Annotated in this window: 11 protein-coding genes; 7 read left to right on the top strand and 4 right to left on the bottom strand. The window is 47.4% G+C overall.

Going from position 1 to position 17,918, the window contains the following annotated elements; genetic code table 11:
• Positions 1–46 precede the first annotated feature (46 nt).
• Positions 47–1,390, top strand: coding sequence for a hypothetical protein (locus PGS38_RS12130; protein WP_158583772.1), 1,344 nt, complete (start codon positions 47–49; stop codon positions 1,388–1,390).
• 50 nt (positions 1,391–1,440) lie between these two features.
• Here PGS38_RS12130 and PGS38_RS12135 read toward each other — a convergent pair whose 3' ends face one another.
• Together PGS38_RS12135 and PGS38_RS12140 are read right to left on the bottom strand one after the other, a co-directional pair.
• Positions 1,441–3,069, bottom strand: a complete 1,629-nt coding sequence (locus PGS38_RS12135) for a hypothetical protein (RefSeq protein ID WP_147399737.1) — start codon at positions 3,067–3,069, stop codon at positions 1,441–1,443.
• Positions 3,070–3,371: 302 nt separating this feature from the next.
• Positions 3,372–3,842, bottom strand: a complete 471-nt coding sequence (locus PGS38_RS12140) for a hypothetical protein (RefSeq protein ID WP_055267244.1) — start codon at positions 3,840–3,842, stop codon at positions 3,372–3,374.
• 459 nt (positions 3,843–4,301) lie between these two features.
• Between PGS38_RS12140 and PGS38_RS12145 the strand changes: the two genes are divergently transcribed.
• The 4 genes from PGS38_RS12145 (at position 4,302) to PGS38_RS12160 (ending at position 11,317) form a co-directional block, all read left to right on the top strand.
• Positions 4,302–4,910 (top strand): hypothetical protein, encoded by a 609-nt coding sequence (locus tag PGS38_RS12145; protein ID WP_055220413.1) that lies wholly within the window; start codon positions 4,302–4,304, stop codon positions 4,908–4,910.
• Positions 4,911–5,043: 133 nt separating this feature from the next.
• The gene (locus PGS38_RS12150) at positions 5,044–5,748 is read left to right on the top strand and encodes an ABC transporter ATP-binding protein (protein WP_270476320.1); all 705 of its coding nucleotides are present in this window, start codon (positions 5,044–5,046) and stop codon (positions 5,746–5,748) included.
• Positions 5,749–5,755: 7 nt separating this feature from the next.
• Positions 5,756–10,021, top strand: coding sequence for an ABC transporter permease (locus PGS38_RS12155; RefSeq protein WP_118640833.1), 4,266 nt, complete (start codon positions 5,756–5,758; stop codon positions 10,019–10,021).
• Positions 10,022–10,204: 183 nt separating this feature from the next.
• Positions 10,205–11,317, top strand: coding sequence for a Gfo/Idh/MocA family protein (locus tag PGS38_RS12160; RefSeq protein WP_118640835.1), 1,113 nt, complete (start codon positions 10,205–10,207; stop codon positions 11,315–11,317).
• Position 11,318: 1 nt separating this feature from the next.
• Here the strand turns inward: PGS38_RS12160 and PGS38_RS12165 are convergent, their stop codons facing one another.
• Positions 11,319–12,191 (bottom strand): AraC family transcriptional regulator, encoded by an 873-nt coding sequence (locus PGS38_RS12165; protein ID WP_055220360.1) that lies wholly within the window; start codon positions 12,189–12,191, stop codon positions 11,319–11,321.
• Between the two features lie 245 nt (positions 12,192–12,436).
• On the opposite strand from PGS38_RS12165, the gene PGS38_RS12170 reads away from it, so the two are divergent.
• Both PGS38_RS12170 and PGS38_RS12175 read left to right on the top strand, forming a co-directional pair.
• Complete coding sequence (locus PGS38_RS12170) at positions 12,437–14,461, top strand: right-handed parallel beta-helix repeat-containing protein (RefSeq protein ID WP_270476322.1); 2,025 nt, start codon at positions 12,437–12,439, stop codon at positions 14,459–14,461.
• A 125-nt stretch (positions 14,462–14,586) separates the two neighbouring features.
• On the top strand, positions 14,587–16,575 hold the full coding sequence (locus tag PGS38_RS12175) for a right-handed parallel beta-helix repeat-containing protein (RefSeq protein ID WP_117762073.1): 1,989 nt from the start codon (positions 14,587–14,589) through the stop codon (positions 16,573–16,575).
• 86 nt (positions 16,576–16,661) lie between these two features.
• Here PGS38_RS12175 and PGS38_RS12180 read toward each other — a convergent pair whose 3' ends face one another.
• Positions 16,662–17,858, bottom strand: coding sequence for a cation:proton antiporter (locus tag PGS38_RS12180; protein WP_022461245.1), 1,197 nt, complete (start codon positions 17,856–17,858; stop codon positions 16,662–16,664).
• Positions 17,859–17,918 lie beyond the last annotated feature (60 nt).

Genomic DNA, 17,918 nt, shown 5'->3' on the forward strand with positions numbered 1-17,918 from the left:
AAAAAATACAGGAAAAACTTTATATTATCTGTCTGAGGCCAGTGGTATGCAGCTGGATTACATTTCTAAAATGAGTAAAGGAAAACGTATTCCAAAAGAAGAAGAGCGCCTGACCTGTCTTCTTGATGCGATGGAATGCACCAGAAATACAAGAGCAGATCTCCTGTTCCTTTATCGCCAGGAAAAAATGGGAAAGAGCCAGTGGCAATGTATGGAAGAACTGATCCGTATTATCCAGCAGGATGTGGTTGAATTTCCTCAAGTCTCTGTTTCTCCAAGTGTTTCAGGAATTCCGGATACGGATATGACGCTGGACAATATCTTTGCAATTTATGCGTGTATTCGAAAAGCAATGATAAATGCTTCCGATTCCACGATTTGCTTATGTACTCCGGAAATTTCACTGGAACATTTACGATATCTTGTTCAGATTATTCATGAAGTGCCCTATCGCAGATTAGAGCATCTTTTTCCTTTGCTGCAGAATCAGACAACGGAAAATACACTGGATAACCTTCGGAAAATATGCAGTCTGAAACCGGCGATGAACTATGAAAACTACAAACCATTTTATTATTACGTTTCTTCTGCTGAGTCCGAGGCGAAAAAAGCAGGCTTACTTCCTAACTGGCTGATCACAGACCATATTGCAATTGGAATCAATTTTCATACGGCGAAAGGAATTATTCTCAGAGATGCGCAACAAATACAATTACTGAAGAATTCCTTTATTCAGGAAAGAAAAATAGCAAAGGAAATGTTGTTTTGCTCTGATTTAAATGCTTATGTAAAAGATGTCAATGTTATGATGAATGAAGGCTATGTAACGCATAACTATTATATTGAATATTCACCATGTCTTCTGCATCTGATTCCGTTAAATGTACTGAAACAGCAGATCATCCTGGATGGAGTGGAAAAAGAACAGCTTTTATCTTCTCTCTTTCAGCGGATCCGGCACATGGAAACGGAAAGTATGGTACATATTTTCTGTATATCTGGCTTACGACAATTAATGGAGCAGGGACGCATTGCAGGCTATCCGGATATGCTTTATAAGCCTCTTGATCCTGCGATGCGCCTGTGGCTGTTGAAAAGTTATTATCAATATATGCTGCACACACCTCATTCCTGCATTTGTGTAAAAGAAAATTTCGTCCAGCTGCCGAAACACATCTCCATTGTATGTAGCTCTAATGTTCATAATGGAATTGCATTTTGGAACAATACAAGTCATGGATTGCAATATTATATTTTAAAAGAATCCGGCTTCTCACAAAAACTATATGAATTTTGCCAGTTTCTGGAGAATGGAAACATGGCATGGTCACAGGAGGAGACGCTGGATATTATTCGAAACATGATTTTGGAATATGGAGGCACCTTATAAACCGCGCTTCCAGGAAAATAAAGGGTTCTTTCGGGACAGCTTTTCTCCTGCTATCTCTGGAAGAGCCGGGAGAAAAGCCCCTTCTTTTTTGCCGGGCGGGATGCAGCAGGTACATTTTGATTGATATATTGCTGAAACATGTTTTTTGAATCCTGAATGAGACCATTTAATTGCGCATTCTGACCAGCAGAAAACAGATCACACAATACAACTCCTTTTTGGGCATAGTACAATGCATTTTCCTTTCGCTCCAGTCTCATATTTGCAATTTGGAGCGTTTGATAGATAGGGATTTGATAGACCGGCATTTCTTCCGGAAGCAAAAGATCGCTGTAATGATACAGAAGTAATGAGATTTCTTCCGCTGCTTCCTGGATCTGCTCGGGATTTATATGTTCTTCCTGTACATTCTGAAGATACATAGATCCACATCCGATACAAATGCGGATGAATGCTTTGGACACAGTTTCTCTGATTTGTGGATTTAGAATTTCTGCATTCCATATATATTCGATACTTTCTGCCAGACGCCAGCTCTTCTCGGCCAATTCGGTGCATTTGTGTCCCTGTATTTTTTCTGCTGTTACGACGGAAATGCATGCCAGCATACATTTCAGTTCATTCATCAATAAAATTTCAGCAGTTTTTTCTTTTGGGATTTTTAACTGCATTTCCTGTTCCAGCTTTTCTTGCTGGTGTTCTGTAAAATCCTGTAATTCTTTGGTGCTCTCCGGATCGCTGAACTGAGATTCCTCCAAAGTTATTTTGCAGATCATTACCCGGAGCAGATTCTGATAGGTTTCTTTCCAGATTCCCGGTTCTTCTGATTGATTACTGATGGCCATGCATCTTCTGAAAAGATCTGTTTTATCAAAGGCCGACAGATATGGATTGTTGGAAAATTGCAGAATCTGAAAGGCTGTACAATGAAAATTTTCTTTTGCAGCTGCCTGCATCAGGAGCTCGGGATATTTTCGGGCATTCATAGACGCAACAGAAAATTCCTCTGCCTGTTTTTGAGCAGAAAGCAGCATTTTCTTTGGGGCTTTCTGTAGCAAAAATCCATTTTCCGGAAAGAGATTTCCAAAGATATTTTTAAAAATAGCTTGTTGTACTGCTGCTTTCAGTGTCATTGCATGAGAATGCATCTGCGGGCAATCCAGATTTCCGGCGACTGCTGTAATTTCATATTTTTCTTTGAGTGAAAGCAGCGCCGGAACAAGCAGATATTCTGTATCTGTCAGAATTTCCAGACGATGATAGACATCATGGTACGGCGCACCCGCGAGATCTCCCTTGGAAAACAGGAGCTTCGGGAAAAAATTCCAGCAGATACCTTCTAAGGTATGGTCTGTTACCTTTGCCTGCGCCAGCTCATAGATAGAATCATATCCTTCCTGATTGCTTTTTACTGTAACATGGGTATCGGATTGCACAGAATATAATTGACGTTCATAATAATTGGACAGAAAAATTCTGTCGCCCAAGTGATCCCAGGAATACATATAGTCCATATAGGATTCATACACATGGTTTCCAAACATACTTGTCGTTGGTCCGACAAACAGAGAGTTCCACGCTTCGTAAGTATCAAGTTTTTGATTAAAAGCATTTACCATTTTTGCCTGTTCTTCTTTTGTATATTTGGAAATTTCCGTTCGTTCATTTGTCTTTTGCACAGAAGTTCCGCCTTTGCGGCGTCCGTGCTCAACCAGGAGAAGAAAGATGATTTCTTCTTTTTCCAGAAATTCTATTTCAAAAGAAATATCCCATGATTTTTCATCACAATAGGTTCTGTAATTACTACCTGAATTTATCGCTTTTTGTAATATTTCGGGATCAAGAGTTTCCCATGGAATCGAAACAGGAAAGTCCATATTTTATTTCCTCCAGGTGTCTGCTGATAAAATGATGTTGGAGGCAAAAAATATTTTGCCTCCCTTGTCATCCGATTGCTTTGCATGATATGCTTTGGCAATTCTTATTTTAATACTTTGATAGATACTTTTCCGCCAATTCCGGCCTGACACTGAACTTTTAAGATATCTCCGTCTTTTAAATCCAGATCCAGGTAACCATCACCAGTTTTAAACATGGCACCGGCTAAGGATTTTCCTATTTCGCCGACGGATATTTGTTCTGCGAGGCCGCTGCCTGCAGAAAATCCAATGATGGACCCCATCAGATTGACATTCCCTTTTTTGCTGTCTTTTGCCGGATCTATCATAGAAATACGATGAACGCCAGGAGTTAAGCTGATTTCATATGGAGTCTTAGATGCCTCATATAAAGTTCCTTCTTTTTCGTCATCAATAAAGATGCCTATTTTTGCTTTGGAATTCATCATTTTATTGTACTTGAGTGGATGAAACATTTTGTCCATGACGCTCATGGAAAGATCTTTTGCCATTCGATTGGAATCTTTTACTGTTAATACTAATTTTGCACTCATATTTTCCCTCCTGAAGTCAAGCGTTTCAAGTAATGCGCTCTTGTATTTTGGGCATCGGATTGTTGTTTTGGTATGGAATAGAATGATCCGATTCCGGCTAAAATTTGTGTTTATTATACTATTATTTGAAAAACTATATGAAATAGGCATAAAAATTAGACAAAAAATCAGATGAAAACATAAATTAAACTTTTAATGATTCCTATGATCCGATTTTTTTAAAAGAAAATTGATTTTATGGGAAAACAAAACTTATTTTGGAATGGAGAGAAGCGCAGGAGGCTGTGAACGACAGAACAAAAGAAAGAAATGACAGAAAACAGATACCGCGGTGGCAAAGCTGTTCACAAAGCTGGCGGGCGTGACAACGGCGTCTTATCTGTGGGTTGAAACAGAATATCATGAAAAACAGAAAAGAAGCATATCGTATAAAGATAACGGATGAACGCAGGTGAATCCATGAACAGACTCTGGAGCGGTATGCTTCTTCTTGGTATTGCCTACGGTGCTTTTTGCGGAAAGCTGCCGGAGGTGACAGACGGTGCGCTGCGTGCTTCAAAAGAGGCAGTTGTGCTGGCAATTTCTCTTCTGGGTGTGACGGGCCTTTGGAGCGGGCTGATGGAGATTGCAGGGAAAGCGGGAATGATCGACAGCCTGGTAAAAAAGATGGGACCGGTCATGCGCTTTTTGTTTCCAAAGGTACCATCGGATCACCCGGCCATCCAATCGGCTGCCACAAATATGATCTGTAATGTATTCGGTCTTGGCGCAGCGGCAACGCCGCCGGGCCTTCTTGCCATGGAACAGTTCGAAGAGCTGGAAGAGGAACGGCGGAAAAACAAAAATCCGGCCGCTGTTCCGAAAGGAACTGCAAACCGGGAAATGTGCACCTTTCTGATTTTAAATATTTCTTCCCTGCAGCTGATACCGGTCAACGTGATTGCCTACCGCAGCCAGTATGGCAGCGTGCATCCAACGGCCATTGTCGGACCGGCACTGGCAGCGACGGCAGCAAGCACGGTAGCGGCTGTTTTATTCTGCAAATGTATGGAAAAATGCAAAAGCTGAGAATGCGGTCTGCCCAGGAATATTTATAAAAAAACAGTAAATTCGCCTTCTTAGGACTAGCCGCCGCGGCAACGGCTTGGTACAATAAAAGAAATGAGGGATATTGAATTTTACATAGGAGGAACACAAGAGCATGGCAGGATATGTGAGTCTTCAGGATGTAACCAAGACATACAAAATGGGTGAAGTCACCATCAAGGCCGCGGATGGAATCAGTTTTGATGTGGAAAAAGGTGAGTTTGTGATCGTTGTCGGCCCGAGCGGCGCGGGAAAGACGACCGTTCTGAATATCTTAGGAGGCATGGACACGGCGACTTCCGGAAAGGTGCTGGTGGACGGCGCGGAAATCAGCAAATACCGCGGCAAGAAGCTGATCCAGTACCGGCGGGAGGATATTGGATTTGTTTTTCAGTTTTATAATCTGATGCAGAACCTGACGGCGCTCGAGAATGTGGAGCTGGCGATGCAGATTTGTAAGCATCCGCTGGATGCGTCGGAGGTGCTTGCGGAGGTTGGGCTGGAAGAGCGAAAGAATAACTTCCCGGCGCAGCTTTCCGGCGGAGAGCAGCAGCGTGTGGCGATTGCGCGTGCGCTGGCGAAGAATCCGAAACTGCTGCTCTGCGATGAGCCGACCGGCGCGCTCGATTATGTGACGGGAAAAGCGATCTTAAAGCTGCTGCAGGATACCTGCCGGGAGAAGGGGATGACGGTCATTGTCATCACTCACAACTCGGCGTTGACACCGATGGCGGACCGCGTGATTAAAATCCGAAACGGAAAAGTGGCGGGAATGAAAACAAATGAGAACCCGACGCCGGTGGAAGAGATAGAATGGTAGGTGGACGATGAGAGCATTTCGAAAAGACTTTATCCGGGAAATCACAAAGAACAAGGGGCGGTTTCTGTCAGTCTTTTTCATCGTGCTTCTTGGCGCGGCGTTTTTCTCGGGCATTCGGTCGGCGGAAGGAGATATGAAGGTTTCGGCGGACCGGTATTATGATGAAGTAAATTATATGGATTTGAAAGTCCTTGGAACGCTGGGGCTGACAGACGATGATCTGGCGGATATCGCGAAGACGGATGGCGTGAAAGCGGTCTACGGCGGAAAAACGGTGGAAGTGCTGCATGACATCGGCGAGAGCGAGCAGGTTGTGAAGCTGATTGCGCTGACGGACGGTGTGAATGAGCCGCGCGTGGTCGAGGGACGGATGCCGGAGAAAGAGGATGAAATTCTTGTTGATACGCAGTTTCTAAAAAGTTCCGGCTGTGAGATCGGAGATCAGGTAACGTTCACTTCCGGAACGGAGGATCCGCTCTCAGATTCGCTGACCGGGGACACGTTTACGATTGTTGGTTCGGCGACACTCCCTTATTATATGGATCTGAACCGGGGAACGGGCTCGATTGGAAACGGAAGCATCAACAGTTTTGCACTGCTGCTTCCGGAGACATTTACCTCGGATCTCTATACAGAGATTTACGTCCAGGCGGATGGCGCACAGGAAGAGGCGAGCTACAGCGATGCGTATGATGAGACGGTGAAGGCTGTACAGACGAAGATTGAAGCGCTCGAGGATGCGGCGTGCGACCGGCGGTATACGGCAGTCAAAACCGAAGGACAGGAAAAGATTGATGATGCAAAACAGCAGGTCGCTGATGCAGAGCAGAAATTAGCGGACGCAAAAACAGAGCTGGATGACGGTGCACAGCAGCTTGCCGACGCGAAAGTGACGATTGCGGACAAAGAGCAGGAACTTCTCGACGGCGAACAGACGTTAAAGGACAAAGAACAGGAGCTTCTTGACGGAAAGCAGACGATTGCTGAGAAAGAACAGGAACTCCTTGACGGAAAACAGACCATTGCAGACAAAGAGCAGGAACTTCTCAGTGCGAAAGCAACCATCGCCGATAAAGAGCAGGAGCTGGCATCCGGCAAGGCAACGCTGAAAGATAAAGAGGCGGAACTTGCGAGCGGAAAAGCGACGCTGGAAGCAAAGGCGGCAGAGCTGGAAAGCGGAAAAGCGGAGCTGAATCAGAAAGCCGATGAACTTGCAAGTGGAAAAACCACACTTGAGGCAAAAGCGAAAGAACTTTCCGACGGAAAAGCACAGATTGCAGAGAAAGAAACAGAACTGGCATCCGGCAAAAAAGAGTTAGAGGAAAAAATGACGCAGCTTTCGGCGGCAAAAACCGAACTGACTCGGAAGCAGACGGAGCTGAATACTGCAAAAGAGCAGCTTTCCGAAAAAGAAACGGAATTGAATATTGCAAAGGAGCAGCTTTCCGCTGCACGCGAGGAACTGGACAACAAGAAAGCAGAAACCGCTGCAGGACGCACACAGTATGAAGCGCAGAAGGCAGCGTATGAAGAACAGAAGAGTCAGTATGAGACAGCCAAGGATCAGTTAGCCCAGATTTCCAGGCAGCTTCCGATGGTGGAGGCTGCGCAGACAGAAGTGACTGGTCAGATCGAGGTGATTGAGGCTCAGCTTGACGGACTGACAGAGGAAGATGAAGCATATGTATCCCTGTTGGAACAGAAAACTGCGCTGGAAGCAAAGCAGACAGAGTTAGCACAGCAGCTTTTCACGATGCAGGAGCAGAAAACATTTCTGGAACAAAACATCGCAGCGTTTGAAGCAGCAAGCGCTGATGCGGAAGCCCGGCTTGCGGCTGCAGAAGCTCAGATTACCGACGCAGAAAGTCAGCTTGCCGCTGCAGATGCACAATTAACAGAAAAAGAGCAGGAATGCGCCGCAGGCGAGGCACAGATTGCTTCTGCAAAAGAAGAACTGGAAAGCGGCGAAGCTCAGATTACAGAGGCTCTTGCCCAGCTTCAGGATGGAGAAGCACAGGCAGAAGCTTATCAGAAACAGATTGAGAATGGCGAAGCCCAGCTTGCATCCGCCAAAGCAGCGATTGCCGACGGAGAAGCTCAGATTGAGACGAACCGCAGTAAATTAAAAGACGGAGAAACTCAGCTTGCGGCTGCCAGAGCCCAGCTTGCTGATGGGGAACAGCAGATTGCATCGTACCGACAGACGATTCAGTCGGGTGAGGCCCAGCTTGCCGCTGCAAAGCAGACAATTTCCAGTGGAGAAAGTCAGCTCGCCGAAGCGAAACAGACGATCGCCGACGGCGAAACCCAGTTAGCCGAAGCCAAGCAGACGATCGCCGATGGAGAAACTCAGCTCGCCGAAGCCAAGCAGACGATTGCCGACGGAGAAACCCAGCTTGCCGACGCGAAACAGGAAATCGCCGACGGAAAAATCTCCCTTGCGGATGCGAAACAGGAAATTGCCGATAAAGAAAAGGAACTTGAGGACGGCAAAGCCGAATACGAAAAAGCAAAAGCCGACGCCGAACCAGAAATCGCGGATGCGAAGCAGGAAATTGCGGACGGTGAGAAAACACTCGCAGACCTGAAAAAACCAACGTGGTACGTCTGGGGACGGAATAAGGTAACGTCAACTGAGAGCTTCGGTCAGGATGCCGGCCGTATCTCGAATATCGGAAAATTCTTCCCGGTTATCTTCTTCCTCGTGGCTGCTCTCGTCAGCCTGACGACGATGACACGAATGATCGAGGAACAGCGTCAGCAGATCGGAACGTTAAAAGCCCTCGGCTATTCCGACGGCGTGATCGCCTTTAAATATTTCGCATACGCGATGCTCTCCACCGTATCCGGCGCTCTCGCGGGCGTGGTGGTTGGAGAAAAAATCCTGCCCTGGGTTATTATGAATGCCTACGGCATGCTGTATACCGGACTCCCGTATTACATGACCCCGCTGAACTGGGAGCAGGGAGGCCTTGCGATTCTGGCGAGTGCAGCCTGCACCGGCGTGGCGACGATCGCGGCATGCTACAAAGAACTCGCCGCAGGTCCGGCAGAGCTGATGCGGCCGGAAGCACCGAAAAACGGCAAACGGATTTTCCTGGAACGCATCGGCGTACTCTGGAAACATCTGAACTTTACGCAGAAATCAACCGTGCGGAATCTGGTGCGGTATAAAAAACGATTCTTCATGACCGTTATCGGAATCGGCGGATGCATGGGTCTGATCCTCGTCGGTTTCGGCCTTCAGGATTCCATCACCGCGATTGCGAAAAACCAGTTCGTCAGCCTCTTCACCTATCAGGCGAATGCTGTGCTGAATTCAGATGTGGATGAATCCGAAAAAGAAGCATTGCAGACCGATCTGGAAAACTACAGCGGCATCGATGAGCTGCTGGAAATGTACTGCCAGAACATCGAACTGCAGACCGACAAAAAGACCGTGGATGCAGTGCTTGAAGTGCCGAAAGAACTGACGAATTTCAATGACTTCTATGCCTTCCGAGACCGGAAAAGCGGAGAAGTTTACGAATTCCCGACCGACGGCGGCGCAGCCATCAGCGAAAAGACAGCAACGATGCTCGGCGTAAAAGCAGGCGACACGGTTCAGCTGAAAAAAGGCGATGATATTGTGGACGTAAAGATTTCGATCATCGTCGAAAACTACGTGCGCCATTACCTGTATCTGGCCCCGGATCTCTACGAGGAGCTGTTCGGCGGAGCGCCGGACTACAACCAGCTTCTGATGAAATATCAGGACATGTCGGGCAATTATGAGACAGCACTCGGAGAAAAAATCATGACGTACGACGGTGTAGCGGCAATCTCGTTCACATCCGACCTGATTGATCAGATTGACAACATGCTTCGTTCCCTCGACATCGTCATCGTGGTGCTGATCGTATCGGCGGGCCTGTTGGCGTTTGTGGTGCTGTACAACCTGAACAACATCAACATCACCGAACGACAGAGAGAGCTGGCAACGCTGAAAGTGCTCGGCTTCTTCGACGGCGAGGTGGCATCGTACGTGTACCGGGAAAACATGGTGCTGACACTGTTCGGCGTTATCGCGGGCATGGGAATTGGAACGTTTTTACATCATTGCGTAATTCAGACCGTCGAGGTCGATATGATGATGTTCGGACGAAACGTGTTCCCGCGGAGCTACGGCTGGAGCGCCCTGATTACCCTGGCGTTTGCTCTGTTCGTCAATTTTATGATGTTCTACCGGTTAAGAAAAATTGATATGATTGAATCGCTGAAAAGCGTGGAGTAAACAACAGAAAAAGGCCGTCCGCGGTGATGCAGAGAATCTGCAGAAACCGTGGGCGGTTTTTTCATTTTGAAAGTGAAATATGAGCCGGAATGCTTGTTTTTTCAGACATTTCGTTGTATAAAAAAAATAAGGGTTTTTATCAGAACAGAATCAAAAAACAAAGAGTAAAGGGGATTTTTACAAATGGGAACAACAGAAACGAAAAAAATGAGAGTCGGCGTTGTCGGCTGCGGAGCGATCAGTGATATTTATCTGACGAACATGATTCATAACTTTGAGAATCTTGAGGTAGCAGCATGCTGCGCAGGCCATCTTGAACATGCGAAAAAGAAAGCAGAGCAGTATGGCATCAAGGGCTGTACCTACGAGGAAATTCTGGCAGATCCGTCGATTGAAATGGTAGTCATTCTGACACCGGCACCGACCCACGAGGGGCTGATCCGTCAGGCACTGGAAGCCGGAAAACACGTTTACACTGAAAAAACAATGACCCTCGCACCGGAAACGGCAGCGAAACTGATCGAGCTGGCAGAGGAGAAACATCTCTATCTCGGTTCCGCACCGGACACCTTCCTTGGATCGGCACTGCAGACCGCAAGAAAAGCGATCGACGACGGGCTGATCGGCGAGGTGACATCTTTCGAAGCATGCGCAAACCGCGATCTTGATTTGCTGGCGAGCATCTTCCGTTTTCTGCGGATGCCGGGCGGCGGAATCTGCTATGATTTCGGTGTTTATTATCTGACGGCAATTGTGAGTCTTTTTGGTCCGGTGGATCGCGTTGTATCGTCCGTGCGAAACCTTGCGGCGAAGCGTGTGAACATCATTCCGGGCAGCCCGGAATACGGACAGGAATTTGACTATACAAACGAAAGTCAGGTCTTTACCATTCTGGAAATGAAAAACGGTGTGACCGGTACATTCTGCGTCAATGGTGACAGCGTCATCAATGATCAGGCGGTATTCACCATTTACGGTAAAAAAGGTATCTTAAAGCTTGTTGATCCGAACAATTTCGGCGGCGATGTTGTCTATATTCCGGGTGTAAAAGACTGGACACAGCAGGCTGTTCCGGAAGTTTTACATTATGGTTTTGATTACAGCGAAAACAGCCGTGGTCTTGGTCCGTCTGAGATGGCAGAAGCAATTGCCGAGGGCAGACCGAACCGTGCGAACACAAAAATGGCATATCACGTGCTCGACACGATCGATCAGATTATGAAGAGTGCGGAAACGGGTGCATTTGAGAAGGTTCCATCCACCTGCGAAAGACCGGAGGTCATGCCGAATTCATAGTCTATTTCTGATAGGATTGCAGGTACATCTGACGGAAGTCGGTAGGGCTTACATTTTTTGATTTCAAAAAGACTCTGTTAAACGTAGAAATACTGTTAAAACCGGATTCGAGCGACACTTCGGTGATCGTGAGATCCGGTTTTTTTAACAGGTTTTCGGCGATATGGAGCCGTTCCCTGGTGACGAAATCCGTGAAGGAGAGGCCGGTGTATGCGCGGAACAGCTTGGAAAAATGGCAGCGGGAGAATCCGGCGACCTTTGATGCTTCTTCCAGAGAAACCGGTTCGGTGCAGTGACTCGAGATCCAGGTACATGCAGCAATCATCTGGCGGTGTACCTGTGCGGAATGGCCTGTTTTTTGCGGTGCGGCAGTTTCGGTCGGCACGGAGAGATTTTCGCCGAGCAGAATAAAAAACTGATACAGCAGAACGCATCCGCGCAGCTCGGAAAAACTGATACCGGAGAGGGATAGCCTGCGCAGCTCTGTCAGAAATCCGCGGAGTTTTTCGATTTCCGGGAAGTTGTTCTGATTCAGAAGACGGATCTGATAAAAAAGATAAGCAACAGACTGGAAATCCACGCGTTTTTCCAGAAAATCTGCATCGAGCTGAAGCATGATCAGGCGATGTTCTCTGTTGGTTGTGGAAACAGCGTGCAGCTCGCCGGGCCAGATAAAAAGAAGATCACCGGGCTTCAGCGGAAAGGTTTCTCCATTTACTTCATAGATAATGCCGTCATCCTGTGCAAGCACAATTTCGATATAGTGATGCCAGTGCAGACCGAAATAGGCGGGGACATGCGAAATAGAGATATCGTAAACATAGCTGTTAGCAAAATGATTGTTTTCGAAAAAAGAAGTCGAATCGTTTTTCATGGCAAAAGAATCCTCCGTATCTGATAAACGGTATTATACAACAGAAGAGAGAAAAAATATAGAAAAAATCGAAACATCTGGGCAATGATCGGCAATATATAAGTAGTGTTTTACGAGGATCTGTATTATGGTTAAGATATGAAAATTGTGAAGAACGGCAGAAATCGGAAAAAGAGTGATGTGATTTTGGCGAAAATTCACAATAAAAGTTTATGAAAAGTGAAGAAGTGGGAGGTAAGCGAAAAATGCAGATTTATGTAGATGGAAATGCTGTGCGAAGCGGAAATGGGCAGAAGGAATATCCATTTCAGACGATTTCCGAGGCGGCAAAAATTGCAAGGCCCGGCGACGAGGTGCTTGTAGCGCCTGGCGTATACCGGGAATATGTAGATCCGGCGAATGCGGGATGTGAGGATGCAAGAATTGTGTACCGTTCTGTGGAACCGGGAAAAGCTGTGATTACCGGTGCGGAAATTGTGGATAACTGGGAGCATTTGGAAGGTGATGTGTGGACAGCGCGCGTTTCGAACGGATTGTTTGGGGATTACAATCCATATACGACACTGGTCAGCGGCGACTGGTTTATCGCATCCTACACGGCGCACACCGGAGAAGTGTATCTGAATGGAAAATCCATGTATGAGGTGACAAGTCTGGATCAGGTGAAAAAGCCGGAGATCTATAAAAAATCCTGGGATCAGGCATTTACGGTTTACACCTGGTATGTGGAGCAGGATGAAGAGAAGAATGAGACCGTTTTCTATGTGAATTTCCAGGGGAAAAACCCGAATGAGGAAACGGTGGAAATTAATGTGCGCGAGAATTGCTTTTATCCATCGAAGGAGGGCATCGGTTATATCACGCTGTCCGGCTTTGTTGTAAAACAGGCGGCAACCCAGTGGGCTCCGCCGACGGCATATCAGGAAGGAATGGTCGGCCCGCACTGGTCAAAGGGATGGATCATCGAGGATTGTGAGATTTCAGATTCGAAGTGCTCGGGCATTTCACTTGGAAAATACAGACAGCCGAACAATGACAATAAATGGCTCAAATGGAAATTCAAAGATGGCACACAGACGGAGCGTGACTGTATCTGCCAGGCGCAGCGGGAGGGATGGACAAAGGAAAACATCGGAAGCCACATCATCCGCCGGTGCAACATCCATGACTGTGGACAGACGGGTATTGTAGGCCACTTAGGTGGTGTGTTCTCGATCATTGAGGATAACCACATTCACCATATCAATAATAAACAGAACCTTGCGGGTGCGGAGATCGGCGGCATCAAGATGCATGCAGCAATCGATGTGATCATTCGAAGAAACCATTTCCATCACTGTACGAGAGGCCTCTGGCTCGACTGGCAGGCACAGGGCACACGTGTTACGCAGAACCTGTTCCATGACAATACGCTGCCGAACGAGGAAAATGCAAATCCAAAAGGTATGGACGGCATCGGCGAGGATATCTTTATTGAAATTTCCCACGGACCGACGCTGGTGGACAATAACGTACTGCTTTCGGACCGCGCGATGAAGCTGGCAACGCAGGGTGTTGCGGTAGTACATAACCTGATCGCGGGATCGTTTACTGCTGTCGGCCGAGGTGTCAACAATGGCTCCGAAAAGCTGCCGTCGCCGCGCTACACACCGTACCATGTGCCGCATCGCACGGAGATCAACGGATTTATGACAGTTCTTCACGGTGACTGCCGGTTCTACAATAATATCTTCATCCAGAAGCCGGTTCGTGCGGGAATGGAAGAAATCCGTAAACTGACCGGAGATAATGAGTGGGATGACGGAAATCTGACAGCAGGAACCGCACCGTACAGCGGATATCCGACATTGGAGGAGTACGTGGCAAGATTTGAGGGCTACTGCGGAATGGGCTCCGGAAAGTCACCGGATCTGTATTACGAGAAGCTGCCGGTATGGCTTGGCGGCAACGTTTACTTCAATGGGGCGAAGCCGGCAGAGCAGGAACAGGACGCTGTAGTGGATACCGAGCATGAAATCACCATCGGTGTAAAAGAAGAGAACGGAAAATGGAAACTGGAGACTAATGTTTACGATTATCTGCCGCAGAATGCCTGTGCAGTGATCTCAACGGAGACGCTTGGCATGGCATTTGAGCCGGAACAGAAATATGAGAATCCGGATGGAACGCCGATCGTGTTCCGATATGACTACTTCGGAAACCGTCAGGGCATTCATCCGCTGCCGGGCCCGTTTGCATCAAAAGAGGCTGCGGAAGAAGCATTATCGTAAAGAAATTCTATAGACCCGCAAAAAAATAGCGTAAAAAATTCAGCGCCGCAGAGAGTGAATGATTGCGTCACAGCCTTTTTTGCAGTGTTTTCGGGTTTTACTATAACAAAAAGGAGTATAGAGAAATGATTTACTATGTCAATAATTCCGCTCCGAAGAATGGAAACGGAACAAAAGAGATGCCGTTCAAGTTCATCAACGATGCGGCAAAAATTGCAAAGGCAGGAGATGAAGTTCTGGTTGCACCTGGTATTTACCATGAATATGTTGATCCGGTCAACGGAGGAACCGAGGATGCAAGAATCGTCTATAAGAGTGAGAAGCCGCTCGGCGCAAAGATCACCGGTGCGGAAACGATGAATGACTGGGAGCATTACAAAGATAATGTGTGGGTATGCCGTGTAGACAACGGAGTGTTTGGCAATTATAACCCATACACGACAATGGTCGGCGGTGACTGGTATTTTGCACCGGTGGTACGCCATACCGGCGCGGTTTATCTGAATGACCGCCAGTTATACGAGGCAGAGACGCTCGAGGAGTGTATCAAGGGCGAGGTTTATGCGCCGTCCTGGGAGCCGGAGTGGTCGGTTTACAAATGGTATACCGAGCAGGACAAAGAGAAAAATCAGACGGTCATCTACGCAAACTTCCAGGGTAAAAACCCGACGGAGGAAAAAGTAGAAATCAACGTGCGCCGGAACTGCTTTATGCCGTCGAAAACAGGCGTAAATTACATTACGTTCAGTGGATTTGATGTCAGCAAGGCAGCAACGACATGGGCGCCGCCGGCTGCTTATCAGGACGGTATGATCGGTCCGCACTGGTCGAAGGGATGGATTATTGAGGACTGTGAGGTCAGCAACAGCAAGTGCTGCGGTATTTCGCTCGGAAAATATTACGATCCGGAGAACGACCATTACTTTACCAGAAAACACGTAAAAAGCCCGACCCAGATGGAGCGTGATGCTGTGTGCCGCGGCCAGTATCACGGCTGGACGAAGGAGAACATCGGAAGCCATATCATCCGCCGCTGCCACATCCATCACTGTGAGCAGACCGGTATTGTCGGACGGATGGGCGGTGTGTTCAGTATCATTGAGGACAACCACATTCACAACATCAACAATATGCAGCAGCTTGGCGGAGCCGAGATTTCCGGTATCAAGATGCATGCAGCGATCGACGTTGTGATGAGAAGAAACCACATTCATCACTGTACCATGGGTATCTGGTGCGACTGGGAGGCACAGGGAACACGCCTGACCCAGAACCTGCTGCACGACAACTGCCCGCCGGAGGGAACACCAAAAGCAGAGGGCGCAATGATGAGTCAGGATATTTTCATCGAGGTTGGCCATGGTCCGACACTGATCGATAACAATATTATGCTCTCACCGGTCAGCGTTCGTATGGCGACCGATGGTATTGCCTGCGTACACAATCTGATGCTTGGCTCATTAACTGCAGTTGGCGGCGGAACAGGAGACCGTTACACGCCGTATCACATCCGTCACCGTACCGAGGTTGCCGGATTCATGACATTCCTGCATGGTGATGACCGGTTCTACAACAACATCTTTATCCAGAATTACCCGGTTGAGGAAACAGAAACGGTTGAGGACATGGGCTTCAAGATGGAGGATAACCAGGAGGTCGGAACGCATGTGTTCGACGAGTATCCGACCTATGACGAGTGGATCAGCCACTTTGAGCTGGACAAACCGGCCGACATGAGCAAGCTGGAGCCGTATCACAATAAATGTCATCTGCCGGTCTGGGTAAACGGAAACGCTTACTTTAACGGAGCAAAGGCGTGTGTGAATGAAAAAGAGAATCTTATGGATAACGAGAACCAGGTTAAGGTGGAACTTGTGGAAAAAGACGGCCACTATTCCATCAAGACGAACGTGTATGAGTTCCTGAAGGATTTCCGGACGGGAATTATCAACAGTGATATTTTAGGATACGCCTTCGAGCCGGAGCAGAGATTCGAAGATCCGGACGGAAGCACAATTATCTTCGATCAGGACTATCTTGGCGAGCACCGCGGCGTGGCAGCAATGCCGGGACCGTTTGCGGATGGAGCTGAGGCAGAGAAGATTCTGTGGTAGAAAAAATCAGAACTTACCGGTTGATATGAAAAAAACAGGGCGCTGTGCAGGAAATGGCACAGCGTCCTGTTTTGGTAAAAGGAAAGTCAGGATGCCTTTGCAGAATCTTTTGCCGTCGGCATTTTCTCGTATAAGATTTTCAGCATAATCGGTGTTGCAATACTCGAGAAGAGAATCAGCAGAATCACGGCACTGAAGAAATCGCCGGATAAAAAGCCTGCATTCAGACCCTTTTGCGCAACGATCAGACAGACTTCACCACGGGTCATCATACCGACACCGATTTTCAGGCTGTCGCCCCAGGTAAAGCCGCATCCCTTTGACATCAGGCCACAGCCGATAATTTTTGCGGCAAGGCCGACGATGACGAAACAGATGGCAAAGAGTACGAATTTCTCGTTCATGCCGCTGAGCGTTGTTTTGAGTCCGATACTTGCAAAGAAAATCGGTCCGAAAATCATATAGGAGCTGATATCCATTTTTTCTTCGATGTAATCGGAAGAATCGAGGGAACACAGGATAACGCCCGCAACGTATGCACCGGTAATATCGGCGATGCCGAAATATTTTTCGGAAATGTAGGACAGTCCGAAGCAGAGTGCAAGACCCAGAATCGGGAGACGGCGGGTGTGCGGAAATACGGAGTTCATACGGTTGAACAGCTTAAAGCAGAGAAAACCGAGCACAATCGCAAGGGCAAAAAACAGAATGGTGGAGGCTGCTACTTTCAGCGGATTGGATGTCGGATCTTTAAAACCGATGACAACAGTCAGCACAATGATACCAATGACATCGTCGATGATGGCCGCATTTAAGATGGTTGTTCCAACCTCTGTTTTCAGCTTGCCGAGTTCTTTCAAGGCCTGTACGGTGATGCTGACCGATGTTGCAGTCAGAATAACACCGATAAAAACAGCGTGGTAAAATTCTTCCGTTCCGACAGCAGAGAAGCCATAAAAGCTCATGTATAAGATGGCTCCAAGAACGAGAGGAACAAAAACACCGGCACAGGCGATCAGCAGGGATTTCACTCCGGTGCGGAGCAGATCCTTCAGGCTGGTGCCAAGACCTGCGGAGAACATCAGCAAAATGACACCGATCTCCGCCATTTGTGCGAGAAAGTCAGATTGCTGAACGAGTCCCAGCACACTGGGTCCAAGGACAATACCGGCAATCAGCTCGCCCACAACCTGCGGAGCCTTGCATTTTCTGGCAAGAATACCAAACAATTTTGCGAATACGATAATGATTGCCAGGTCTTTTAAAATGACATACGTATCCATGAAAAAGATACCCCCTTTTATGAAGTTTATGTATGTGTCGGCAGCTTGAAAGAGCAATGC

The sequence above is a fragment of the Fusicatenibacter saccharivorans genome (assembly GCF_027667425.1).
Lineage (GTDB): Bacteria > Bacillota > Clostridia > Lachnospirales > Lachnospiraceae > Fusicatenibacter > Fusicatenibacter saccharivorans.